At 72.5% G+C, this 23,169-nt stretch carries 19 protein-coding genes; 9 read left to right on the top strand and 10 right to left on the bottom strand.

Annotated elements, in window-relative coordinates:
* Positions 1 to 13: 13 nt before the first annotated feature.
* The 6 genes from IE244_RS34205 to IE244_RS34180 all read left to right on the top strand — a co-directional run bounded on the left by IE244_RS34205 (position 14) and on the right by IE244_RS34180 (position 5,914).
* A complete protein-coding gene (locus tag IE244_RS34205) occupies positions 14 to 211 on the top strand; it encodes a ferredoxin (protein ID WP_031170586.1) in 198 nt (65 codons plus the stop codon).
* 59 nt (positions 212 to 270) lie between these two features.
* The gene (locus tag IE244_RS34200) at positions 271 to 1,050 is read left to right on the top strand and encodes a thioesterase II family protein (protein WP_191877467.1); all 780 of its coding nucleotides are present in this window, start codon (positions 271 to 273) and stop codon (positions 1,048 to 1,050) included.
* Positions 1,051 to 1,122: 72 nt separating this feature from the next.
* Positions 1,123 to 2,091 (top strand): beta-ketoacyl-ACP synthase 3, encoded by a 969-nt coding sequence (locus IE244_RS34195; protein WP_191877466.1) that lies wholly within the window; start codon positions 1,123 to 1,125, stop codon positions 2,089 to 2,091.
* 154 nt (positions 2,092 to 2,245) lie between these two features.
* Positions 2,246 to 3,472: a thiolase family protein gene (locus IE244_RS34190; RefSeq protein WP_191877465.1), complete on the top strand. Its 1,227-nt coding sequence runs from the start codon at positions 2,246 to 2,248 to the stop codon at positions 3,470 to 3,472.
* Positions 3,469 to 5,028, top strand: coding sequence for a class I adenylate-forming enzyme family protein (locus tag IE244_RS34185; protein ID WP_229854561.1), 1,560 nt, complete (start codon positions 3,469 to 3,471; stop codon positions 5,026 to 5,028). Before IE244_RS34190 ends, IE244_RS34185 begins: the two co-directional genes overlap by 4 nt.
* 49 nt (positions 5,029 to 5,077) lie before the next feature.
* Positions 5,078 to 5,914: an SDR family NAD(P)-dependent oxidoreductase gene (locus tag IE244_RS34180; RefSeq protein WP_191877464.1), complete on the top strand. Its 837-nt coding sequence runs from the start codon at positions 5,078 to 5,080 to the stop codon at positions 5,912 to 5,914.
* A gap of 205 nt (positions 5,915 to 6,119) precedes the next feature.
* On the opposite strand, the gene IE244_RS34175 is transcribed toward IE244_RS34180, so the two are convergent.
* Positions 6,120 to 7,133 carry a ScbA/BarX family gamma-butyrolactone biosynthesis protein gene (locus tag IE244_RS34175; protein WP_191877463.1) on the bottom strand — a complete coding sequence of 338 codons (1,014 nt, stop codon included), beginning with the start codon at positions 7,131 to 7,133 and terminating at the stop codon, positions 6,120 to 6,122.
* Between the two features lie 273 nt (positions 7,134 to 7,406).
* Positions 7,407 to 8,024: a ScbR family autoregulator-binding transcription factor gene (locus IE244_RS34170; protein WP_191877462.1), complete on the bottom strand. Its 618-nt coding sequence runs from the start codon at positions 8,022 to 8,024 to the stop codon at positions 7,407 to 7,409.
* 472 nt (positions 8,025 to 8,496) lie between these two features.
* Between IE244_RS34170 and IE244_RS34165 the strand changes: the two genes are divergently transcribed.
* On the top strand, positions 8,497 to 9,324 hold the full coding sequence (locus IE244_RS34165; protein WP_191877461.1) for an AfsR/SARP family transcriptional regulator: 828 nt from the start codon (positions 8,497 to 8,499) through the stop codon (positions 9,322 to 9,324).
* On the opposite strand, the gene IE244_RS34160 is transcribed toward IE244_RS34165, so the two are convergent.
* The 8 genes from IE244_RS34160 to IE244_RS34125 all read right to left on the bottom strand — a co-directional run bounded on the left by IE244_RS34160 (position 9,274) and on the right by IE244_RS34125 (position 20,422).
* Positions 9,274 to 10,755: an FAD-dependent monooxygenase gene (locus IE244_RS34160; protein WP_191877460.1), complete on the bottom strand. Its 1,482-nt coding sequence runs from the start codon at positions 10,753 to 10,755 to the stop codon at positions 9,274 to 9,276. The two genes, IE244_RS34165 and IE244_RS34160, sit on opposite strands and share 51 nt — an antisense overlap.
* A gap of 66 nt (positions 10,756 to 10,821) precedes the next feature.
* A complete protein-coding gene (locus tag IE244_RS34155; protein WP_191877459.1) occupies positions 10,822 to 11,667 on the bottom strand; it encodes an NAD(P)H-binding protein in 846 nt (281 codons plus the stop codon).
* Positions 11,664 to 12,911, bottom strand: a complete 1,248-nt coding sequence (locus IE244_RS34150) for a cytochrome P450 family protein (RefSeq protein ID WP_191877458.1) — start codon at positions 12,909 to 12,911, stop codon at positions 11,664 to 11,666. The genes IE244_RS34155 and IE244_RS34150 overlap by 4 nt, the downstream gene beginning before the upstream one ends.
* A gap of 70 nt (positions 12,912 to 12,981) precedes the next feature.
* A complete protein-coding gene (locus tag IE244_RS34145) occupies positions 12,982 to 13,683 on the bottom strand; it encodes a ScbR family autoregulator-binding transcription factor (protein WP_191877457.1) in 702 nt (233 codons plus the stop codon).
* A gap of 365 nt (positions 13,684 to 14,048) precedes the next feature.
* A complete protein-coding gene (locus IE244_RS34140; RefSeq protein WP_229854559.1) occupies positions 14,049 to 15,134 on the bottom strand; it encodes a ParB/RepB/Spo0J family partition protein in 1,086 nt (361 codons plus the stop codon).
* Between the two features lie 53 nt (positions 15,135 to 15,187).
* On the bottom strand, positions 15,188 to 17,137 hold the full coding sequence (locus IE244_RS34135) for an AfsR/SARP family transcriptional regulator (RefSeq protein ID WP_191877456.1): 1,950 nt from the start codon (positions 17,135 to 17,137) through the stop codon (positions 15,188 to 15,190).
* 955 nt (positions 17,138 to 18,092) lie between these two features.
* Complete coding sequence (locus IE244_RS34130; protein WP_191877455.1) at positions 18,093 to 18,683, bottom strand: response regulator transcription factor; 591 nt, start codon at positions 18,681 to 18,683, stop codon at positions 18,093 to 18,095.
* Between the two features lie 290 nt (positions 18,684 to 18,973).
* Positions 18,974 to 20,422 carry an MFS transporter gene (locus tag IE244_RS34125; protein WP_229854557.1) on the bottom strand — a complete coding sequence of 483 codons (1,449 nt, stop codon included), beginning with the start codon at positions 20,420 to 20,422 and terminating at the stop codon, positions 18,974 to 18,976.
* Between the two features lie 132 nt (positions 20,423 to 20,554).
* Between IE244_RS34125 and IE244_RS34120 the strand changes: the two genes are divergently transcribed.
* The gene (locus IE244_RS34120) at positions 20,555 to 21,259 is read left to right on the top strand and encodes a TetR/AcrR family transcriptional regulator (protein WP_191877454.1); all 705 of its coding nucleotides are present in this window, start codon (positions 20,555 to 20,557) and stop codon (positions 21,257 to 21,259) included.
* Between the two features lie 297 nt (positions 21,260 to 21,556).
* Positions 21,557 to 23,137 carry an acyl-CoA carboxylase subunit beta gene (locus IE244_RS34115; RefSeq protein WP_191877453.1) on the top strand — a complete coding sequence of 527 codons (1,581 nt, stop codon included), beginning with the start codon at positions 21,557 to 21,559 and terminating at the stop codon, positions 23,135 to 23,137.
* Positions 23,138 to 23,169: the final 32 nt, after the last annotated feature.

Here is a 23,169-nt window from a genome sequence, read left to right as displayed (position 1 = left end):
GGGGGGAGAAACCTTGCAGATCCAGGCTGATACGCAACGCTGCGTCGGCGCGGGCATGTGCGCGCTGACGGCGCCCGCGCTCTTCGACCAGTGCGATCACGACGGGACCGTCGTGCTGCTGGGGGCCGGTGTGTGCGGGCCGGAGGCCGCCGACGCCGCGCGTGCGGCGGTGGCGCACTGCCCCTCGGGTGCCTTGTCCCTGACCGACTGACCGCCTTGAGGCGGCGCCCGCGCCGCGGCGGACCACCGTGAGACGAAGGAGCAGCACCCATGCGCAACCCATGGTTTGCCCAGGCAGAGCCGCAGGACGAGGCCGGGGTCCGCCTGTTCTGCCTGCCGTATGCGGGCGGCAGCGCGTCGGCGTACCGGGCCTGGCGGGATCTGGCTCCCGAGCATGTCCGGGTGTATCCGCTGGAGCTTCCCGGCCGCGGCGCCCGCTGGGGCGAGACACCGGTCGCCAGGATGGAGCCGATCACCGAGATGCTGGCCGACGCCCTGGCGGGGTACCTGGATCGGCCTTATGCGCTGTTCGGCCACAGCATGGGTGCCCTGATCGCCTTCGAGCTGGCCCGGACCCTGCGCGGGCGGGGTGTCGCGCAGCCGGTGCACCTGTTCGTCTCCGGCTCGGCCGCCCCGGACCTGCCGCGCACCCGGCAGCCGATCCATGCGGCGCCGGACGCCGATGTGCTGGAGGAGCTGCGGTTCCTCGGCGGTACGCCGGCCGAGCTGTTGGACGATCCCGGGCTGATGGAGCTGGTACTGCCCGCGCTGCGTGCGGACTTCTCGCTGCTGGAGACCTACCGGTACCAGGCGCAACCGCCGCTGGGGATGCCGTTGACGGTGTTCGGCGGCGACGCCGACCCGCTGGTGGCGCACGGGAGGCTGCACCGGTGGCTGCGCCAGAGCGGTGCCGCGGCGCGGCTGGTCGTGCTTCCCGGCGAGCACTTCTTCGTGCACTCGGCGGTGGCCGACGTGATGGCGACGATCGCCGGCGCCCTGGCCGCGCAGGCGCCCGGGGCCCGTCCCCCCGTGCCTCGGGGCGTGGCCTGACGCCTGGGCCACCCCCGCAGCGCGCCGCTTGTTCGAACGTGCCCTTTGTGAACGTGACCCTCTGGAGGACTCGTGACCGTCACCGGCAGCCGGATACTCTCCCTCGCCCACCATCAGCCGACGCGTGTGCTCACCAACGACGATCTCGCCGCCCTGGTGGACACCTCCGACGCGTGGATCCGATCCCGGGTGGGCATCGCCACGCGTCACATCGCCGCCGAGGACGAGAGCGTCGCCGACATGGCGGCCGGTGCCGCCGCCAAGGCCGTGGCCCGGGCCGGGGTGGACGCCGCCGACATCGACCTGGTGATCGTCGCGACCTGCACCGCCGTGGACCGCATGCCCAGCATCGCCGCCCGGGTCGCCCGGCACCTGGAGGTCCCCGCCGCGGCCGTCTTCGACCTCAACGCCGCGTGTGCGGGCTTCAGTTACGCGCTCGCCACCGCCGATCTGGCCGTGCGCGGCGGCAGCAGCCGTAGCGCGCTGGTCGTCGGTGTGGACAAGATGAGCGACTTCCTGGACTGGCAGGACCGTTCCACCTGCGTCATCTTCGGTGACGGTGCCGGTGCGGCGGTCGTGGTGGCGGCCGAGGGCGGCGCGGCCGCTGGCGTGGGTCCCGTGGTGTGGGGTTCGCAGCCGCAGCGCGGCTCGGCGATCACCCTGCAGACCTCCGGTCCGGCCGGTCCGCCCGCCCTGTTCCGGCAGGACGGGCACGTCGTCTACCGCTGGGCGGTGACCTCTTTGGCCCCGGTGGCCCGGCAGGCCTGTGAGCGGGCCGGCATCGACCCCTCCCAGCTGGCCGCGGTGGTCACGCACCAGGCGAATCTGCGGATCATCGAGGCCGTGACCAAGCAGCTCGGCGCCACGGGCGCGGTGGTGGCGCGCGATGTGGTCGATTCCGGCAACACCTCCGCGGCGAGCGTCCCCATGGCCCTGTCCAAGCTCGTGGAGCGCGCCGAGGTGCCCAGCGGCGCCCCCGTGCTCCTGCTGGGTTTCGGTGCGGGCCTGTCGTACGCGGCCCAGGTGGTCGCCTGCCCGTGACGGGCCAGGTTTTTTCACCGAAAGCGGCAGCTGCTTTTCCCAGCGCATGGTGAACAACGAATATTGACGGCTTTTCTGCGTGTGGGACATCTTTTTCGTGTCGTCCTCGCGCGGCAGGCTGATGAGAATTCCTTCCGACATAAGGAGTTGACCCGTGGCGGAGCAGGTGTGGATCGCCGGGGTGGGGATGACGAAATTCGCCCGCCACACCGACCGTGACGTGCCGCATCTGGCGGCCGAGGCAGTCCGGGACGCGCTGGCCGATGCGGGGCTGGAGCGGCGCGATGTGCAGGCGGCGTTCTTCGGCAGCACCACCCAGGGCGCGCTCCAGGGGCAGTTGATGGTGGGTGGCCAGATCGCGCTGCGCGGTATGGGGTTCGAGCGGATTCCGATGTTCAACGTCGAGAACGCGTGTGCCACCGGTGCCACCGCCTTGCACCTGGCGGTCAGTCAGGTCCGTGCGGGCGGCGTGGACATCGCGTTGGCGGTCGGCGCGGAGAAGATGAACGTGGCCGACCGTGACCGGGCGATGGCGGTCTTCAACGGTGCCTTCGACGTGTCGGATCCGGCCGCTCTGACGGCGGCGCTGACCGCGCTGGGCGGTGCGGCCGATGACGCCCACGTCGGTGAGCGCAGCGTCTTCATGGACATCTACGCGGCCATGGCGCGTGCGCACATGCGTCGTTTCGGTACCACGCAGCGGCAGATCGCCGCGGTCGCGGCCAAGAACCACCGGCACTCCGTGCACAACGACAAGGCGCAGCACCGAAAGGAGTTCAGCGTCGAGGACGTGCTGTCGGCCCGTGCGCTGTCGTTTCCGCTCACGGTGCCGATGTGTGCGCCGCTCACCGACGGGGCGGCGGCGGTGGTGGTGTGCGGGCGCGACGGGCTGCGGCGGCTGGCCGCGCGCGGGCGCAGCGTACGGGTGCTGGCGAGTGTGGTCGGCACGGGCGTGGCACATCCGCTTGAGGCGTGGGAGCAGCACATCGGCAGGCTGCTGGCCCTGCGGGCCTATGAGCAGGCGGGTGTGGGCCCGGAGGACGTCGATGTGGCCGAGCTGCACGACGCCACGGCGTTCGGGGAGATCCAGCAGAGCGAACTGCTCGGCCTGTGCGAGCCGGGCGCCGGCGGTGCGGCGGCGGAGGCGGGGGTGACCGCGCTGGGCGGGCGGCTGCCCGTCAACCCGTCGGGCGGTCTGGAGTCGAAGGGGCATCCTCTGGGGGCGACCGGCCTGGCCCAGGTGTACGAGCTGGTGTGCCAGCTGCGGGCGGAGGCGGGTGTGCGGCAGGTGCCCGGTGCGCGGATCGCGGTCGCGGAGAACGGCGGCGGGTTCTATGCCGGTGAGGAAGCGGTCGCGGCGGTCACGGTGCTGGGGGCATGATGGCGATCATCGACTTCTTCGACCGGGGGTGGCGGCACAGCCCGCAGGCGGTCGCCTATGTGTGCGGTGGGCGGTCCTGGACGTTCGGTGAGGCGGGGCGGCTGTCGTGCCGGATCGCGCACGCCCTGCTGCGCTCGGGCCTGGCCCGGGAGGCCAAGGCCGGTGTGCTGTCCCCGAACGACGCGCGGGCCTGGATCAGTGTGCTGGGCATCTGGCGGGCCGGCCTGGCCTGGGTGCCGCTGAACCCGACCACTCCCCCGGCCGACCTGCGGCGTGTGATCGACGCGTTCGACTGCGAGGTGCTGTTCTTCCCCCGCTCGATGGCGCAGGTGGTGGCCGAGCTGGCGCCGTCGCTGCCGAAGGTGGCGCACTATGTGTGTCTGGACGGTGAGGCGGTGGGGGCACGGTCGCTGGAGGAGTGGACGGCCCGCCTGCCCGACACCAGGCCCGCTGTGCGCTATGAGATGGACGACGTGGTGGCGATCTCGTCCACCGGCGGGACGACCGGTGCGCCCAAGGGTGTGATGAACACGCACCGGTCCCTGTCGACGTGCCTGGCCCATCTGATGATGGCGTTCCAGTACCGCGGTGACGAGGCGATCGTCGACCTGGCGGCGCTGCCCATGACCCACGCGTCGGGTGTGATCAGCCTGGCCGCCACCGCGCGCGGCGGCACGGTGGTCCTTCTTCCCAGGGCCGATCCGGAAGCGATCGTCGACGCGATCGAGCGGTACCGCGTCACCGAGCTCTTCCTGGCGCCCACGGTCGTCTACCGGCTGATGGAGACGCCGGGGCTCGCGCGCCGCGACCTGTCCTGCCTGCGCTATCTGCTCTACGCCGCGGCCCCGATGTCGGCCGAGAAACTACGGCGTGCCATCGCTTTGTTCGGCCCGGTCATGATGGAGTGCTACGGGCAGGTGGAGGCGTTCGCCGGGGTGTGCTTCATGCGGCCCGAGGAGCACATGGCCGACGGGAGGGTGGCCCCCGACTCCCGGCTGGCGTCGTGCGGGCGTCCCTACCCGCTGGTCGCCGTGGAGATCCAGGACGAGGAGGGGCGCGCGGTTCCCGCGGGGCGGTCCGGGGAGATCTGTGTGCGCGGGGATCTCGTCATGAAGGGCTACTACGCGGCGCCCGAGAAGACGGCCGAGACCATCGTCGACGGATGGCTGCACACCGGTGACATCGGCCATCTCGACGCGGACGGCTATCTGTTCATCACCGACCGCAAGAAGGACATGATCATCTCCGGGGGGCTGAACATCTACCCCAGTGAGATCGAGCAGGTGATCTGGGCTCACCCGGGCGTGCAGGACTGTGCCGTCATCGGTGTGCCGCACGAGGACTGGGGTGAGGCGGTCACCGCGGTGGTCGAGCCCAACCCGGGTGCGCGGATCGGGGCTGAGGAGCTGATCGCGTGGTGCAAGCAGACGCTGGGCAGCATCCGGGCGCCCAAGCTGGTGGAGTTCGTCGACTCGCTGCCGCGCAGCGCCAACGGCAAGGTCCTCAAGCGCACCCTGCGCGAGCGGTACTGGGCCGGGCGGGCCCGGCAGGTGTGAAGGCAGGCGGCCGGGACGCCCCGTCATCCGTGCGGAAAGGCAGGCAAGCATGAGTGCCGACTTCGGGCTCAAGGACAAGGTCGCGATCGTCACCGGCGGTGGTTCCCGCGCGCCGGGCATCGGCAACGGGCGGGCCGCGGCCGTGCTGCTCGCCGGCGCCGGGGCGCACGTGGTGGTGGTCGACTCCGCGCCCGAGAACATGACGCAGACGCAGAAGCTCATCGCCGAGCGCGGCGGCAGCTCGCTCGCGGTGACGGCCGATGTGACCTCCCCCGACGCGTGCGCGGACGTGGTCGCGCAAGCGGTGGGCGCCTTCGGCCGGCTCGACGTCCTGGTCAACAACGTCGGTGTCGCCGGCCCGCCCGGAACCGTGGTCGATGTGGACCTCGACGCGTGGGAGCAGTGCCTGCGCCTGAACCTGAACTCCATGGTGCTGATGTCGCGTGCCGCCATCCCCCGCATGCGCGCCGCCGGCGGGGGGTCGATCATCAACATGTCCTCGGCGGTCGGCCTGGCCGGGGGGCACCCGACGGTGGCCTACCCCACGACCAAGGCCGCGGTCGTGGGCCTCACCCGGACCATGGCCGCCCACCACGGGCCCGAGGGCATCCGGGTCAACGCGCTCGCCCCCGGCTACGTCCACACCCCGATGGTCCACTCCCAGGGCGTCGACGGCCACGCCCGTGAACAGCGCAGGCTCGCGGCCCCGCTGGCGACCGAGGGGACCGGCTGGGACGTCGGTGACGCCGTGCTGTTCCTGGCCGGCCCCCGGTCGCGCTGGATCACGGGGGTCGTGCTGCCCGTCGACGCCGGCCTGACCGCGACCCTGGGCGCCGCACCGTCGGTGACCTCCGCGTGCGGCCCGCACCCGGCGCGGCGGGCGTGAGCCGAAGCCGGCGCACGTGCGCGGGACTCGGGGCGGTGACCGGGCCCGGAAAGGCCTGCCCCAGCCCGAAGCCGCGCACCCGAGGACACGGCGGCCGGATGTGCCGGGGCGGGCCGGCCTGCCGACGGCGAACGGCGTTGAGGTGAGGTGGCGGAAGTTCCGCGCACCCGGTCAGGACATCGGCGCACAGCCCCGGGGCCCTGTCTCAGGCCCCCACGTCCTGTGCCGCCCCGGCCCGCTGTTCCCGGGGTGCGCCGTGGTGGGCGCACTCCCCGTCCAGCCGGGTGCGGAAGACCTCGTTGCCGTCCTGGTGCCCGGTGACGTACACGCTGCGGGTGCCCGGCTGTTCGGGGTGCGCGAGGACCGCGTCGATCCAGCACGGGGTGGCGAACTCGGCGTAGCGGTGGAACTCGGTGATGGCTCTGACCGGGAGGAAGGTGTCGCCCTCAAGCAGCCCGCAGGCCGCCTGCCGGGCGGCCTCGATCAGCACCATCCCCGGTACGTGGTCGCCGCCGTGGTCGAACAGGATGGGGTGGCGCGGGTCGGGGCTGAGCAGCCAGCGGCCCGGCTGGTCGGTGGCCGACAGCACGACGTCGGCGACGCTGGAGCGGCCCACCCGCCAGGGCTCGACGGGTAGGGGCCGGGGTATCGGCACGGTGCCGGTCTCGGTGTGCCCCGCTCCGCGCAGGCGGTGGTAGGCGGCGGGGGCGACGCAGGTGAAGTGCCCGCTGCCGCGGGCCGCGAGGCGCCCGTCGCGTTCGATGGTGATCCGCATGGCGAACTGCACGAGGCGGTTGCCCCTCCACTTCACGTCGGTGCAGGCGGCCTGGAGTGTCAGCTCGCTGGGACGTGCCCCTATGCCCAGGTTGTCCGGGATCACGGAGAACTCCATGTCCCGCAGCAGGAAGTGATGCCCCAGCGGCACGCCGAACTCCGAGTGGGCGAGGAAGAGACCGACCTGGCGAATGGTTTCGGCCGCCTGCATGGGGTCGTGCTGCGTGCCGTCGCTGCTGGTGAAGAAGGTGTGCGCGCGCGGCCACTGTCCCGTGAGCTCGAAGCGGGTGCCGTCGAGCTGGCGGCATCCGGTGAGGAAGACCTCGGCGAGCGAGGCGCGGTGCACATACTCGCGCGGGACGGTGGTGGTCAGCTGCGGCAGGTCCTGGACACCCTGCCAGGCGGGAGCGCGGGTGGGCTCTTGCTGGCGAACGAGCAGGGTCATGGGTTCCCCTCTTCCCGACGGTTCAAAGGTTGGATGACGACGTGGTTCGAAAGGGTCCCCACGAAATATACGGGCTCACCGGTTTAGTTTGGGGCGACCACGAAGAAAAATTTGCGCTCGGCCGGGTAACCGTTTCGAGTGGAAGCGGAAGGCCCGCTTCTGGCGGTAAAGCCATTCGGCGGGCCGTGAAACGCTGTATTCACACAAGCGGCCGGCGCGGTTCCCGTTAAAAAAGGCGGCAGACCTGCGCGGTCCGTTGCGAAGGGGCTGCTCTCAGCAGGTTCCCGCGGCGTCCAGGTCGCCCTCACCGGCCGCGATCCGGGGCAGCACCAGATACCAGAACCTGCTCAGCGTGCGGCGCGAGACCCACTGCGTGTCCCGCCGGCCGAGCATCTGGATGCCCACCGTGCACACGAACACCGCGCTCGCCACCTGCTCGACCGATACGCCCGGGCGCAACTGCCCCGCCTCCTCGGCGCATTGCAGGGTCGCCTGCACCCACTGGTGCCAGTGGCGGCGCACCTCCCCCACACCCCGCGGGCACCCCGGGTCGCCCTCGAGGTCGAACCCGGCGCGCAGCACCGCGTCCTCGCGCAGCTGCTGGACCAGTTCATGGCCGGCGTCGACCAGCAGCTGCAGCGCGCCGCCCGGGGGCATCCGCTTCTCGCAGCGCTCCACGATCTGGTGCAGGCGCTGGATCGCGGCGGCCATGACCGCGGAGGCGAGCGCGACCTTGGTCGGGAAGTGGAAGTGCAGTGCCCCGCTGGTCACGCCGGCGTGACGGCTGATGGACAGCAGCGAGGAAGGGCTGTACCCCAGCCTGCTGAAGTCTTCGGCCGCAGCGGCGATCAGCGCGTTGCGGGTCCGTACGGCACGTTCCTGCTTGACCATCGAGGTGCTCCGTAGCTCCCGAGCCGTTCCGTGGCCGCGTACGGCCACGGAGATGACACCCCCGTCCAAGCGGCTCTGCCCGGCAGCAGAACGCGCCCACAACTCCCCCAAGATTAACAAACCGCTGATGCGGTTTGTTAGGGCTCCGGGACATGGGTTCGCGGGAGGCGCCGGGCCGGAGCCCGCGGGTCCGCGGCCCCCGGGAACCCTGGACCGGGCAGGGGGAACGAGCTTTCCACCCACCCTGGCACACCACCCCGGCACACGGACAGACCTGCGAGGACGCCGACCGCGGACCCGCGCCCCGCGGCGCGGGCCGCGGGCGGCGCCGGCACGGATCCTCGGGTTCCACTGGAGAAAGAACCGGCCATGCTGTTTAATTTGGTGGTCAAGCAAGTCCCGAGTTCCCTGAGCTACGCCACACCCCGCGCGTGCCTGACGGGCCCCGCGCGTACGGATCTGGGGGAGAGAGATGGACATCGAAGTACTCGGCGGCTTTGCAGCACGGCTGGGCAGCACGCGGATCGTGCCGACCGCGCCGAAGCCGCGTCAGGTCCTCGCCCTGCTCGCCCTGAACGCGGGCCAGCCGGTACCGGCCGCCGTCCTGGTGGAGGAACTGTGGGGCGCCCGGCCGCCGCGCAGTGCCCGCACCACGCTGCAGACGTACGTCCTGCGGCTGCGGGAGCTGATCGATTCCGCCCTTTCGGGGGCGGCGGGCGCGCCGCGGCGCACGGCCAAGCAGGTGCTGGTCACGCTGCCGGGCGGTTATCTCCTGGAGACGGGCGCGGGCACGCTGGACTTCCGCGAGTTCGACCGGCTGAGCGCCGAGGGCTACCGGGCCATGGAGGCCGGGGACCACACCGGCGCGGCTCGCCTGCTGCACGCGGCGCTCGCCCTGTGGACGGGGCCCGCGCTGGTCGACATTCAGCCCGGCCGGCATCTGGAGGTGCAGGCGCGGCGGCTGGAGGAGGCCCGGCTGTGCGCGGTGGACCGGCGCATCGAGGTGGATCTGCTGCTGGGGCGCCACCGCGAGCTGCTGCCCGAACTCACCGTCCTGGTCGAGCGGTACCACCTGCACGAGAGCCTGTACCGCCAGTTCATGCTGGCGCTGTACCGGGCCGGGCGTCCCGGCGAGGCGCTGCGGGTCTACCAGCGGCTGCGCGGCACTTTGGTGCGGGAGCTGGGGCTGGAGCCGAGTGCGCCGGTGCAGCGGCTGCAGCAGTCGATCCTGAAGGCGTCCTGCGAGGTGTCACAGGAATTCCAGCGTGAGGCCCATAAGGCACCGGCTGAGGTCGGCTGAGCCCTGAGCCGGGGCCACGCGGGGACGCGGGGGTGCGGTGGCCGGCCGGCCGAACCACTCCCCCAGCGCCGCGCCGAGGTCCCCGCCGTCGGACGCCCACAGCACGTGCCCGTCCGGGCGTACGACCATGGCGTCGACGCCCGGCAGCGCGGCGGCGGCCCGGGCGGTGCGCAGGACGTGGGTCCATTGCTGTGCGGCGCTGGGGCAGGCGGCGTGCTCGCTCAGCAGCAGCACCGGCCGGCCCTGGCTGAGCAGTGCGGCCAGGTCGCCGCCGGCGGCCAGCGGCCGGTTCGGCAGCAGCCGCCCGGGCCACGGTGAGCGCGGGGCGGCCCCGAGGCGGCGGGGAAGGTCCCCGGTGCCGGTGATCCGGCCGGGCCTGCCGGCCTCGGGAATGGGCAGCAGATCCGCCATGAGGCCGTGCAGCGGGGCCAGTTCGGGGTCGGGGCGCATCAGCGCGAGCCGTGCGCGCATGTCGTCGAGCGCGCGCTGCGCGGCGGGCCTGCGTTCCCGGTCGTAGGTGTCCAGCAGGTCCTTGCCCGCCCGGCCGCGGAGCGTGTGGGCCAGTTTCCAGCCCAGGTTGAGGGCGTCGCGCAGGCCGGCGTCCAGCGCCTGGCCGCCCACGGGGAAGTGCGTGTGCGCGCTGTCGCCGGCCAAAAGGATCCGGCCCCGGCGGTAGCTGGTGACCAGCCGGGAGAAGTCGCTGAGCCGGGACAGGTGGGCCGCGTCGGCCAGGGGCACGGGGCGGCCCGTGATCCGTTGGGCCTCGGCGCTGAGCTCCTGGAGGGTGGGCGCACCGGCGCGGGCGGGGTGCGGCCCCGAGAAGTCCACGGTGAGCAGCCGGCCCTCGCCCTGTTCGTCGCAGCTCGCGCAGGTCCAGCCGCGCTCGGTGCGCCGCCAGCCCAGCGGCACGCCGGCGGGGTCGGCGAAGCGTACCTGGCCGGTCAGGGCCGAGACGGTCGCGGGGCGGGTGTGTGCAGCAAAGCCGCCCATCTCGCGCACCGTGCTGCCGGCTCCGTCCGCGCCCACCACGTAGCAGGCGCGCAGCCGGCGTGTGCCGGCGTCCGAGCGGACATGGACGTCGACCCCGTCGGGGTCCTGGTCGATACGCACGGCGCGATGGCCCCGCAGCACCTGTACCCCGCATCGGCGGGCCGCGGTTTCGAGGCGGCGTTCCAGGTCGGCCTGGCTGAGGTGGGTGAGGGCCGGTGGCCGGCCGGCCGGGGCGGTGGGCGCGGCGTCGGCGGCCGGTGCGCGCCGGGCGAGGCTGGTTTGGGTGTGGGGGTGGAGGGTGGCGGCCCGGGGTTGCCCGCGGGTGCCGTGCCGCGCCTCGACGACGACGGTGGCGATGCCGTGGGCACCGAGTTCGGCGGCCAGCAGCATGCCGACGGGGCCGCCGCCGACGATCACCACTTCGCTGGGGGGGCTGGACATGGTCGTCCTTTCCGTCGGCGTCGGTGTGGGGCCGGTGCGTGCGCGGCCGCGGGGGGGTGGGTGGGGTCAGGCGAAGTGGTGGCGGTGCTGGCGGGCCCAGTCGCGGTAGGTCAGCGCCGGGCGGTCCAGGAGCTTTTCGAGCGTGGGGTCGGTGAGCTGCTTGGAGCCTTCCTGCTGGCGTCGGGCGCTGTGCAGCAGGGCCTGGGCGATGGGCTCGGGATAGCGCGCCGACCAGGCCTGGTAGGCCTGGTCGAGGGTCATGTCCACGAAGCGCACCGGGCGGTCGAGGACCTCGGCCAGGACCGCGGTCTGTTCGGCCGCCGACAGTGCCTGCGGGCCCGTCAGCGGGTAGGTCATGCCCTCGCCCGCGGCGCCGGTCAGGGCCCGTACGGCGACCTCGGCGATGTCCTGGGGGGCGATGCAGGCGTTGCGTGAGGTGCCGACGGGGGCCTGGACGACGCCCCGGGTGCGGATGGAGGGGGCCCAGGCCAGGGAGTTCGACATGAAGGACCGTGGCCGCAGGATCGTCCAGGGCACTCCGCAGGAGCGCAGGCGGGCCTCGTTGTGCCGCTGCCAGCGGGTGATCAGGTCGTCGGCCTGTTCGTCGGCCACGGCGAGGGCGGAGAGTTTGACGATGTGCCCCACCCCGCTTCGGCGGGCGGCGCTGAGGAGGTTGTGGTCGTGTGCGGGCTGCAGCGGGTTCGCGGTGACCACGAACAGGGCGTGCACGCCCCTCAGTGCGCCGGTGAGCGAGGCGGGGTCGCCGAAGTCGGCCGCCACCGCCTCGCCGGGCAGACCCAGTTCGCCGGCCCGCTGCGGGCGGCGCACGAGCAGCCGCAGCGGATGGGTGCCGACGAGCAGGCGGGCCACCAGGCCTCCCACCGTCCCGGTCGCGCCGGTCACCGCGATCACCGGCCGGGCTCCGGGGTGAGGACCGCCGGGACGCTGCGGTAGCCGTTGGTGACGAAGGACACGGTCGGTTCCAGCTCCTGTACCGGGCGGGCCAGGCGCATGTGGGGGAAGCGTTCGAACAGGGCGGGCAGCGCGACGGCCGCTTCGAGGCGGGCCAGGGAGGCGCCCAGGCAGTAGTGCACGCCGTGCCCGAAGGCGAGGTGGTCGCGTCGCTCGCCGCGTGCCACGTCGAACCGTGCGGCGTCGCTGCCGTGTTCGTCCGGGTCCAGGCCGGTGGCGGCGAAGGAGATCAGCACGGCATCGCCCTGGCGGATGACCACTCCTTCGCCGAGGTCGATGTCCTGCAGCGCGAACCGCAGGGGGACGAACGCGGCGGGCCCGCGCATCCTGAGGGTCTCCTCCACCACCGCGTCCCAGCCCACCGCGCCGTCGCGGACCTGCCGCAGCTGGTCGGGGTGGCTGAGCAGTTCCACGATGGCGTTGCCCAGGAGGTTGACCGTGGTCTCGTAGCCGGCGCCGATCACCAGCATGAGGGTGTCGACGAGTTCGCTCTCGCTCAGCCGGGTGCCGTCCTCGTCCCGCGCCGCGATCAGGGCGGAGGTCAGGTCGTCGGCCGGCGCGAGGCGTTTGACGGCCACGAGCTGGGCCAGTGCCTGATGCACGCTCGTCTGTGCCTGGCGTACCTCCTCGGCACGCGCCGAGGTGCGCACGGACTCGCTGAGCCCGTGCCGCAGTGTGTGCCGGTCGCCTTCGTCGAGGACCCCGAACAGTTCGCAGATCACCTGGACGGGCAGCTCCAGCGCGAAGTGGGTGATCAGGTCCACGCTCTGGCCGGCGGGGCGGGCTGCCAGCGCCTTGAGCAGGGCGGCGGTCAGGGTCTGGACGCGGGGCCGCATGGCCGCGCTGCGGCGGGGGGTGAACGCCCCGGAGACCAGTCTGCGCAGCCGGGTGTGTTCGGTCCCGTAGGCGGTGAGCATGTTCTGCGCGCTGACCCAGTGGTAGAGGGGCCAGTCCTCGCCGATGCGCCCGTCGGCGAGGGGCGGCCAGTGCCGGCGGGCGTCCTTGGATATGCGGGGGTCCACCAGCAGTCGCCTGGCGCTGGAGTGCCGCGTCACGGCCCAGGCCGGCACGCCGTCGGGCAGGGTGACGCGGGCTGCGGGGCCGTGCTGTCTGAGCCGGGCGGCTTCCTCCGCTAAGTGACTGCCCGTCAGGTCCAGGGCGTAGGGGCAGGCCGATACCACCATTGATGCACTCCGTCCTGGGTGGACCCGCACGGTGGTGTGTGATCGCCGTGCGGGTCTGATCCGGCCGTACTCAACCGTGCTCGACGAGGCGGGCCGTGCGCTCGGGCGGGGACTGTCCCTTGCCGTGCCGCTGCTGTTCGACGGCCTCGTTCACCCGGGCGCCGCGGTCCACGGCGACGTCCAGCTGGACCAGGACGCTGGGGACGGCGACGCCGGCCATCAGGACGCGGTACAGCGCGGCCACGCGTTCGTCCAGGTCCGCGCGCCCGGTCAGGGCCTGCGACATCAGCTGCACGCCCGCGAACGCCCCGACGAACACGTCGGCGAGTTCACCGGGGTCGATGTGGGGCTGCAGTTCCCCTGCCAGCTTGGCCTGTTCGAACATGCGCCGGCTTTCCTGGGACCAGGCCAGGAAGGGCACGCTGCGGTCCACCTTGCCGTGCCCGGCCTGCTCCAGGGCGAGCCGGACGCCGCCGCGCAGCACCGGATCGCGGACCATCAGGTAGGCGAGCAGCAGGCCCCGGTCGACGGCCTCCTGCAGCTTCAGCCGCTGCGGCGGGACCGCCGGGACCACCTGCACATTCTCCTGGAGCACCTCTTTGGCGAGCTGTTCCTTGGAGGGGAAGTGGAAGTACAGCGCGCCCTTGGTGACACCGGAGCGTCCCAGGATCTCCGACATGGTGGCCGCCTCGTAGCCGAGTTCATCGAAGACCTCGGCCGCAGCGGTCAGGATCGTACGCCGCGTCCGAAAGGCCCGTTCCTGCTGCGCCACGCCACACCTCCTCACCCTGACCCGGGTCCCCCACACCCGGGAAGCAAAAGAAACCGTCGAGTTCGTATGCTATCAGCACGTGTTCACGCCCGGGCGGTGATCCTCGCGGTGTGGCCCCTCCGCGGCCCGGCCGGCGCGCGGGACCCGCCCGGAAGGGCCGAAGGGTGGCGTGCGCGGAATTCGGTGGGGGTTTTCGCGCGGTCCGTATCCGCCGGCGCCGGTGAATCGGGGCCGGCGTCGAAACGGGTGCGGGACGAAAAACGAGTTCGCCGACGAAGCATCGCGCTTCACCGGCGAACTCGCCCGGGGGATTTCGGAATTGACGGTACCCAGGGCGAACTGGGCGGCGCAAGAGAGGTCCCCGCTCACACGGCCCGGCCCGTGCGCGCGCCGCTGCCGTTTTCCAGTCCTTCGGCGAAACTGAGCCAGCGCTCGCCGCAGTACCGGGCGGCCCGGGCGATATCGGCATACCGGTGTTCGGGTACCGCGCCCATCAGCCACCGCCATTTCTCGTCGTCGAGGGCGTTGGTGGCCAGGAGCTGCAGCAGCGCCCTGCCCGCCTCGGAGAAACGCAGGGAGGGGTCTTTACGCAGGTTCACCAGGCGTCCGGCGTCCGAGATGAGGGCCGGCTCCGGCCCTTTGCGCTCGGGGCGCTCGCATTCCTGGGCCGGGGTGGGCCTGCGTACCGCGGGCTGCTGCGGCAGGTCTCCTTTCTGTGCGGCTTCCCGCAGTTTGGGCGGGACCGGGTCCTTGCCTTCGCGGATGCGCAGCCGGACGTCGCGGGCGGTCGCCAGGGCGATGCCCGCCTCCTGGGCGATCTCCCGCAGCGAGGCGTTGGGGCGTTCGGCGATGACCTGGCCGGCGCGGCGCCGGCCGGCGGCGCTGTTGACCGGCCGGGCCCGGCCGTCGCGTCCGGTGCGGGTGTTCAACTGCTCGGCCTGGACAGTTGAACGCCGGCGCAGCTGGGAGACGGTGGCCGGCGCGAGGCCGGTCACCTCCGCGATGCGCCGGTCCGACCAGTGGGCGTGGCTGTCGATGATGCGCTCGGCCGCCGAGAGCCGGTCCCGGCGCGAGAGCGGCATGCCGTGTTCGGCGTTGAGCTTGACGGCCAGGACGAACGCGTCCTCGGCCGAGCCCTCCACGTAGCGGACCTCGATGGAGTCCTCGCCCCGCAGCACCGCCGCCCGCAGCCGGTGCACCCCGTCGACAATCCGCATGGTCGGCCGGTGGACCACGATGGGCGGCAGCGGAGTGCGTGTCTCGGCCAGTGCCTCGACGTGCTCGGCGTCCTCCCCCGCGATCCGCGGCGAGTCCGACGTCACCAGGGACGCGATGGGCACCAGTTGGACGACCGGCAGGTGAGAGGCGCCGGGCGCCGGTGATCTGGGCGTGCCTGCCGTTAACGCGTCGAGCATCAGCGCCTCCTGAGGCATCTCCGGTTCAGGCTTCATGGCGCCGATGATACTGAAAATAAACCGACTACTCCGTTTTATTTGGGCGGGGCTCAAGCGCCTGTAGAGCTGGTTTCGAGCGGGCGGGGCGGGGGCGTCGGGCCTGATCGCAGGCGCCTGAGCCGGGTGAGGGCCGCGCGGCGCAGGGCCGGCGGTTCGTGCTCGGCGCACTCGGCGGCGTAGATGCCGATGAGGCTGTGGAAGCGGTACTCGTTGTCCGGTCCTTCCTCCAGCAGGTGGTGGGCGGCCAGGAGCGCGAGGAGCCTGCGGGCGGTGTCCGGGTCCGTTCCGGCCAGCGCCGCGGCGTCGGCCACCGTCACGGGGCCGGTGTCCAGGCCCAGATAGCGGAACATCCGCGCGGCGTCCTCGGGCAGCAGGCGGTAGGAGGCCTCGAAGATGCGGGGCATGTCGGTCGCCGCGTCGTCCTTGACCGTCAGCCGTTTCAGCCGGCCGGGTGCGCTCGCGTACTGCTCGACCAGGGTGCTCAGCGGGACGTCGGGGGTGACCGCCAGCTGTTCGGCGACGATGCGCAGGGCCAGCGGGAGCCCGCCGCACAGCGCGATCAGCCGGTCGGTGAGCGGGCCGGGTTCGCTCAGGCGTCCGGCGCTCAGGCGGATCAGCAGGTGCGCGCCCTCCTCCTGGGTCAGCGGTCCGATGGTGACCAGGTGCGCGCCGTCGCGTGCCGCCAGTCCGCTCAGGCGCTGGCGGCTGGTGGCCAGGACGCAGGAGGAGCCGCGGGGTATGAGCGGTCGCAGCTGGTCGGCGTGGTGCGCGTCGTCGAAGACCACCAGCATCCGCTGGCCGTGCAGCAGGCTGCGGTACAGGGAGGCGCGGGCGGCCACGCCCGAGGGCATCCGTGAGCCGTCGACCCCCAGGCCGCCCAGGAGCTGGCCCAGGGCGTCGGCGGCGCTGACCGGCCGCCCCTGGAGCCCGGTGCCGCACAGGTCCACATACAGCTGGCCGTCGGGGAAGCGGTCGGTGAGCCGGTGCGCCAGCTGCAGCACGAACGCCGATTTGCCGACGCCGGCCGGGCCGTCGACCACCACGACCGGTGTGCTGGCGCCGCCGCGCGTCCGCTCGCCGGCGACCCACTGCTCCAGCTGCGCGAGTTGCCCGGCGCGCCCGACGAACCCGCGGGCCAGGGGCGGCAGTTGCAGCGGCTTGGGCGCGCCGCCGAAGGCGGGGGGCCGGTCGGCGGGCGGCGCGGGGCGAAGGTCCGGGCCGGGCGGGCGCAGTTCCGGGTGCCCGGACAGGATCTGCTGGTAGAGGGTGCGCAGGTCGGCGCCGGGCTCGATGCCCAGTTCCCTGATCAGCAGCTCCCGGGTCTCCTCGTACACCCACAGCGCGTGCACCCGGCGTCCGCTGCGGTAGAGCGCCAGCATCAGCAGCCAGCGCAGTTTCTCCCGCAACGGCTCCTCGGAGACCGTCTGCGGCAGTTCGGTGACCAGCTCGGTGTGCCGGCCGGCCGCCAGCATGTCCTCGGCCCACTCCTCCACCGCCGCCAGCCGCAGGTCGCGCAGCCGGGTGCGCTCCATCGCCGCGAACGGGCCGGGGACGCGGGAGAACGCCTCGCCGTGCCAGTGGGACAGGGCCTGCTCGTACAGCCGCAGGGTCGCCGGGGCGTCGCCCTGGCCGCGTGAGCCGCGCGCCTGGCCGAGGCTTCGCGTGAAGAGCACGGCGTCCACGGCGGTGGGGTCCACCCGCAGGCAGTACCCGCCCGATTCGGAGGCGAGCACCACGCCGGCCGCTCTCTTCCTGCGTCCGGGCTCCAGCACCCGGCGCAGTCCGGCGACGTAGGTGTGCACGCCGTTGGCGGCCGTGTGCGGCAGGTCGCCGCCCCACACGGCGTCCACGATGTTCTCCACGCCCACGACGTCGCCCGCGCGGCTGGCGAGCAGGGCCAGCACGGCGCGCTGCTTGGGCGGGCCGAGCGCCACCTCCGCCTCGTTCCACCACGCGCGCACCGGTCCCAGGAGCTGTATGCGCAGGGCCGTGCTCACCATGAGTGATTCACCTCCTGAAGTACCGTTTCTGCCCGTTTGTGCATCCGCTCCCCCGGACCGGGGGCGCTGCGCGCACCGCCCTGGCCGGCGGGCGCGGGGCCCGGACGCCGTCCGCCGCGCGGGCCGGGGCGCACGCCCGGCCCGGCCGGGCCGCCGCCGGGGCGCCGGCGGGGTGTGCCGGGGCGCTTCACCGCGCCACCGGTGCCGTACGGGGCTCCCGCGGGGGTGGCCCGTCCGGTGCGGGACGGGGGTGCCGCGCGGCGTGGGGGGCCCGCGCCGGGGTGCGGCCGCTGCCGGAGGCAAGGGGTGGCGCGGGTGGCGCGGGTGGTGCGCCGCCCGGGGCCCGTCCGGGCGTGGGGCGGGAGCCGGGCGGGCGCGCGCCGAAGGCCGGGCGAACACCACCTGCGGGCAGGGCGCGGGCGGGCGCGGCGGGGTGCCGCGCGCGGTGGCCGCGGGGGCCGGCGGGGTCGCGCGGGGGGTGTGCGCCGGTGGCGGCAGACACCGCACCGGGCGGTGCGGGTGCGGCCGGTGGCGGCGCGGGCGCGGGTGCGGCGGGGTGCCGGCCCCATCCGCGCGAAGGGCTGTGCGCGGCGTGGCCGGGCGTTTTTCGCGCGCGATGCGACGGCGGTCGGCGCGCTGTCTTTGCATGGTGTGGCGTAGGCATCGTAGATCCCATCCTGAGCGCATCACATCAGCCGGTATGGCGGGACATGGTGATTCACCGGGGCGGCTCAAGACGAGCGACACGAGCGCGGCACGGGCCTGTGCACGGCTGTCCGACGAAGGCCCGTCCATTAGAAACACAGAACGGTTTGGCGCACTAGCCGCGCTCTGCGGTGACCGCCTCAATTGATCGCCGGCAGCCGGTCGTGGGACCGTGACGGGGAGGAAACGAGTTCAACTGTTTTCCGGTGGGCAGTTGAACGTCTGCGCCCATGACCGGGCGGGTGACGGATCAGATCCAGCGTGAATCCCTGGCAATGCGCAGGGCGTCGATTCGGTTGCGTGCTCCCAGCTTCGCCACCATGGAGGAGAGGTAGTTGCGTACGGTTCCTTGGGAGAGGTGCATGCCTGCCGCGATCTCGACGACCGTGTCGCCTCGGGCGACATACTCCAGGACGGCGAACTCACGCCGGTTCAAAGGGCAGTCGCTGTTGTTCAGCGCGGCGACGGTCAGTTCCGCGTCGAAGACCCGCTCGCCTTGGTGCACCCGGTGGATGGCGTCGACGAACTGGCGTGGGGACACACTCCGTTCGACGATACCGCCGATTCCGGTGGCGAAGGCCTGGCGGACGACCGAGCGCGTCACCGCGGTGGTCAGCAGCATGCTCCTGCAGCCCAGGTTCGCGATCTTCTCCGCACTGGAGACGGCTTCGCTGTCCTCGCCCTCGAAGCTGATGATCGCCACGTCGGGCCGGTGCAGCTCGGCGAACTCCAGGGCGGCGTAGTTGCTTTCCGCGGACCCGACGACTCGGACCCCCTCGTGCCGCTCCAGCAATGCAGCGAGCGCGAAACGGGACAGATGCAGGCCGTCGGACACCAGCACATCGATTCCCACGCGAGCCCCCTATGTAGTTCCTCGTGGCTCGCCATTCTGGGCAATGGGACTGGGTGAAATATGGACGTCGTCTGCATGGCGGTCCGTCAGGGGCGCGGTGCCGGCGGCCCGGTGGGCGGTGTGCGTGGTGCCCGTACGGCGCCGGCCGGGGCGGGGCGGGGCGGCGGTGACATGCGAACGCGGCCCCTGGTCACGGTCAAGGCTTCGACAACCTTCACCGTCAGGGGCCGCGTGCGCCGTGCTGTCCTATGGGTACCACGCCGGGCGGGTGTGCGACGTCAGCCGACGCCCGCCTTGTCGGTGCCGGGGCGCTGGGGCCGGGGCAGGACGACGACGGCGATGAGGACCGCGACGGCGAGGATCACGGCGCCGGCCGTCATGCCGAGCGCGTACCCGTCGCTGAGGGCCTGGGGGGTGACGGAGCGGCCGGTGCGGTCGGCGGCCGCGGTGCCCAGGGCCGCCAGGCCCAGCGAGGCGCCGATCTGGCGGGTGCTGTTGAGCACGCCGGAGGCGACGCCCGCCTCGCCGGGAGCCACTCCCCCGGTGGCGATGGAGACGGCCGGCGCCAGGCACAGGCCGATGCCGACGCTGGAGACGATCGACGGCCCCAGGACGTCGACGAGGAATGTGCCCTCGGCGCGCATCAGGCCGAACCAGGCGAAGCCCGCCGCCGCCAGCAGGCCGCCGCAGATCAGGATGGTGCGGGGGGCGAAGCGGTAGCCGAGCTTGACGGCGAGGGTGGAGCCCAGGACCACGCCCAGCGCGAACGGCAGGAACTCCACCCCGGTGCGGGCCGGGCTGCCCGAGAGCACCCGCTGCAGGTAGAGGGAGACGAAGTACAGGGCCGAGGCCATGGCGCCGCCGAACAGCAGCGTGTAGGCGTTGGCCCCGGCCACGGAGCGGTTGGCGAACAGACCGAGCCGGATCAGCGGGTCCCGGCTGGTGGTCTTCTCCACGTAGACGAACGCCACCAGCAGCACGACGGCGAGGGCCAGGGTCCCCAGGGTGGTGGCCGAGGACCAGGGGTAGCGGTCGGTGCGCACCACGCCGAACACGAGCAGCGCGGCGCCCGCGGTGGCCAGCACGGCACCGAGCACGTCCGGGCGGCCGCGGCGCGCGGCGGGCCGGTCCGCGGCGATGCCGCGCCAGGCCAGGGCCAGCGCGAGGGCGGCCATCGGCAGGTTGATGTACATCACCCACTGCCAGCCGGCGTACTGGGTGAGCAGGCCGCCGGCGAGGACGCCGACGGCTCCGCCGGAGGCGTTGACCGCGCTCCACACGCCGAAGGCCTTCACGCGTTCCCGGCCGCCGGGGAAGGTCGAGGCCAGCAGCGCGAGGGCGGCCGGTGCCAGGGCGGCGGCCCCGATGCCCTGCGCGGCGCGGGCGGCCACCAGCTGACCGGGGGCCTGCGCGAGGCCGCCGACGAGGGAGGCCAGGCCGAACAGGCCGAGCCCGAACAGCATCACGCGCTTGTGCCCGTACCGGTCGGCGATCTTGCCGCCCAGCAGCAGCAGCCCGCCGAAGGTGAGGGCGTAGGCGTGGATCACCCAGGTCAGGCCCACCTCGCTGAAGCCGAGGCCGCTGCCGATCTCGGGGAGTCCGACGTTCACCACCGACAGGTCCAGGGACACCATGAACTGCACGACGGACACCGCGGCGAGGGTGACCCCGGGCCGGGCGCCGCTGGTGACGATCGCCTTCTCATCCGTTAACTGCGTACTTGCCACTGCAACCCAACCCCTTTGCCCCTGCTCGCGCCATAGAATTTCCGAACACGTTCTGAAATTAGCAGCGGGCCGGTGCGCTGTCGACCTGGGACCGCGGGCGGGGCGGTGGCGGGCACGGGGCATGATGGGACGATGCCCCGATCCAACGAACCGCGCGGCCGTGTCGGCCGGCCGCCCGTGACCTCCCGTGCGCAGATCCTGGCCGCGGCCCGCGGGCTCATCGACGACTACGGCTGGGAGAAGCTGACCATCCGCCGGCTGGCCGCCGAGCTCGGTGTCGGGGCGACGACCCTGTACGCCCATGTGCGCGACAAGGAAGACCTGCTGTTCCTGCTGATCCACGAGTACGCGGAGCAGATCCCGCACCCGCCGCTGCCCAGCGAGCCGCGCGAGCGGATCGTCACGGCCGCCGTCGCGATCCACGACGGCCTGGCGGCGTGGCCCTGGGCGGCGGAGGTCCTGACCGCCGACGGGTTCATCGCCCGGCTCGGCGACTCGGTCCTGTCGCTGGTGGAGACGATCCTGGCCGGGGCCGTCGAGGACGGCTGCACGCCGGAGGAGTCCGTCCGCGTCTTCCGCAGCATCTGGTACTACACGGTCGGCGAGATCCTCGTGCGCACGCACTCGCGCAGCCGGCGGCTGGACGAGCACCCCGCCCACCTCAACGCCTACTTCGGCGCCTCGGACACACCGGGGCGGCTTCCGCACCTGGCCGCCGTGGCCGAGCGGTGGGGGGCGCTGGCCGGGCAGGACACCTACGCCCAGGGGCTGCGGGCCTTCGTCGACGGCCTGCTCGCCCAGGCCCGGCCCACACCGCCGCAGGCGGCCTCGCGCTGACCCGGCCCCCTCGCACGTGCGGCCCCCGGGCGCGTTCAACTGTTCCGCACGGGCAGTTGAACGCGGCCGGGCAACGCCACAGGCGCCGGCACAAATATCGCACCGCTTTTCACCGTATGCACATCACACATCATTGCGTGATTTCCTCACGTCTCTTGGTTGGGAATTCATTTCGGCGTTCCCCCGGCGAACTCCGAGATATAGCATCCGAATCCCAATCACCTCGCTGGATTCCGCGCCGGGTTTAGCCCGCACGTCGCGTGACTGGGACCTTTGACGACCCAGTGGAGGGGGCACATGCGCACCATTCGGGACGCGATCGACGACCTGTACCGACGTCGTGAGGCCATTGCCGGGCGATCGGTCCGGATGGCCGGCAAGCAGCATCCCCAGGGCAGGCTCACCGCTCAGGAGCGCCTCGAACTCCTCCTGGACCCCGGTTCCTTCGTCGAGATCGACACGTTCGCCCGGCCCGAGGGCGAGGAGGGGCCGGGCGACGGCTACGGCGACGGCGTGATCACGGGGTACGGGGAGATCGACGGCCGTACCGTCTGCGTGTTCAGCCAGGACGCGAGCTTTCGGGGCGGCTCGCTGGGCAAGGTCCACGGCCGGCGGATCCTCAAGATCATGGAGCTGGCCATGAAGGCGGGGCGGCCGCTCATCGGCATCAACGACGGGGGCGGGGCCCGCATCCAGGAGGGTGTGGAGTCCCAGGCGATGTACGGGGAGATCTTCCGGCGCAACGTGCAGGCCTCGGGCCAGATACCGCAGATATCGCTGATCATGGGCTACTGCGCCGGCGGCGCCTCCTACTCGCCGGCGCTGACCGACTTCGTGGTCATGGTCGACCGCACGTCGCACATGTTCATCACCGGGCCGGACGTGGTCAAGACGGTCACCGGCGAGGAGGTCGACTTCGAGGAGCTGGGCGGGGGCAGGACGCACAGCACGCGGTCGGGCAACGTGCACTACCTGGGCGCCGACGAGGAGGACGCCATCGCCTACGTGCGGGAGCTGCTGTCGCACCTGCCCGACAACAACGCGGGCGAGGCCCCCGTCTTCGACGCCCTGGACCCGGCGGGCCGGCCCCTGCTCGACCGTGCGCCCACAAAGCTCGCGAAGAAGCTGGACCACCTCGTGCCCGATGCGCCGACCCAGCCCTACGACATGCACGAGGCGATCGAGGGAGTGGTCGACGACGGCGAGTTCCTGGAGGTCCAGGAGCTGTTCGCGCAGAACATCATCGTGGGCTTCGCCCGTATCGAGGGCAGGAGCGTGGGCGTGGTCGCCAACCAGCCCCTGCACTTCGCGGGGTGCCTGGACATCGACGCCGCGGAGAAGGCGGCGCGCTTCGTGCGGACCTGCAACGCCTTCAACGTGCCGATCCTGACCTTCGTGGACGTGCCCGGCTTCCTGCCGGGCACCGGCCAGGAATGGAACGGCATCATCCGCCGGGGCGCGAAGCTGATCTACGCCTACGCGGAGGCGACCGTCCCCATGGTGACCGTGATCACGCGCAAGGCGTACGGCGCGGGATACGACGTGCTGGGCTCCAAGCACCTGGGCGCCGACGTCAACCTGGCCTGGCCGAGCGCGGAGATCGCGATCATGGGGGCGCAGGGCGCGACGAGCATCGTGCACCGGCGCCGGCTGGCGCAGGTGCAGGCCGAGGGCGGCGACGTGGACAAGGTGCGGGCGGAACTGGAGCAGGAGTACCAGGACCGCTACTGCACGCCCTACGTGGCCGCCGAGCTCGGCTACATCGACGCGGTCATCACGCCGTCGTCCACCCGTGTGCACGTCGCCCGGGCCCTGCGGGCGCTGCGCAACGAGGCGCTCCCCTCGCCCCGGGCCGGGCGGGGCAACATCCCCCTGTGAACGGCCGCCGGCCGGCCACGGCACCTCCTTCG

The organism is Streptomyces filipinensis (assembly GCF_014649495.1).
GTDB classification, from domain to species: domain Bacteria; phylum Actinomycetota; class Actinomycetes; order Streptomycetales; family Streptomycetaceae; genus Streptomyces; species Streptomyces filipinensis.
This window is presented reverse-complemented; position numbering and strand designations above follow the sequence as displayed.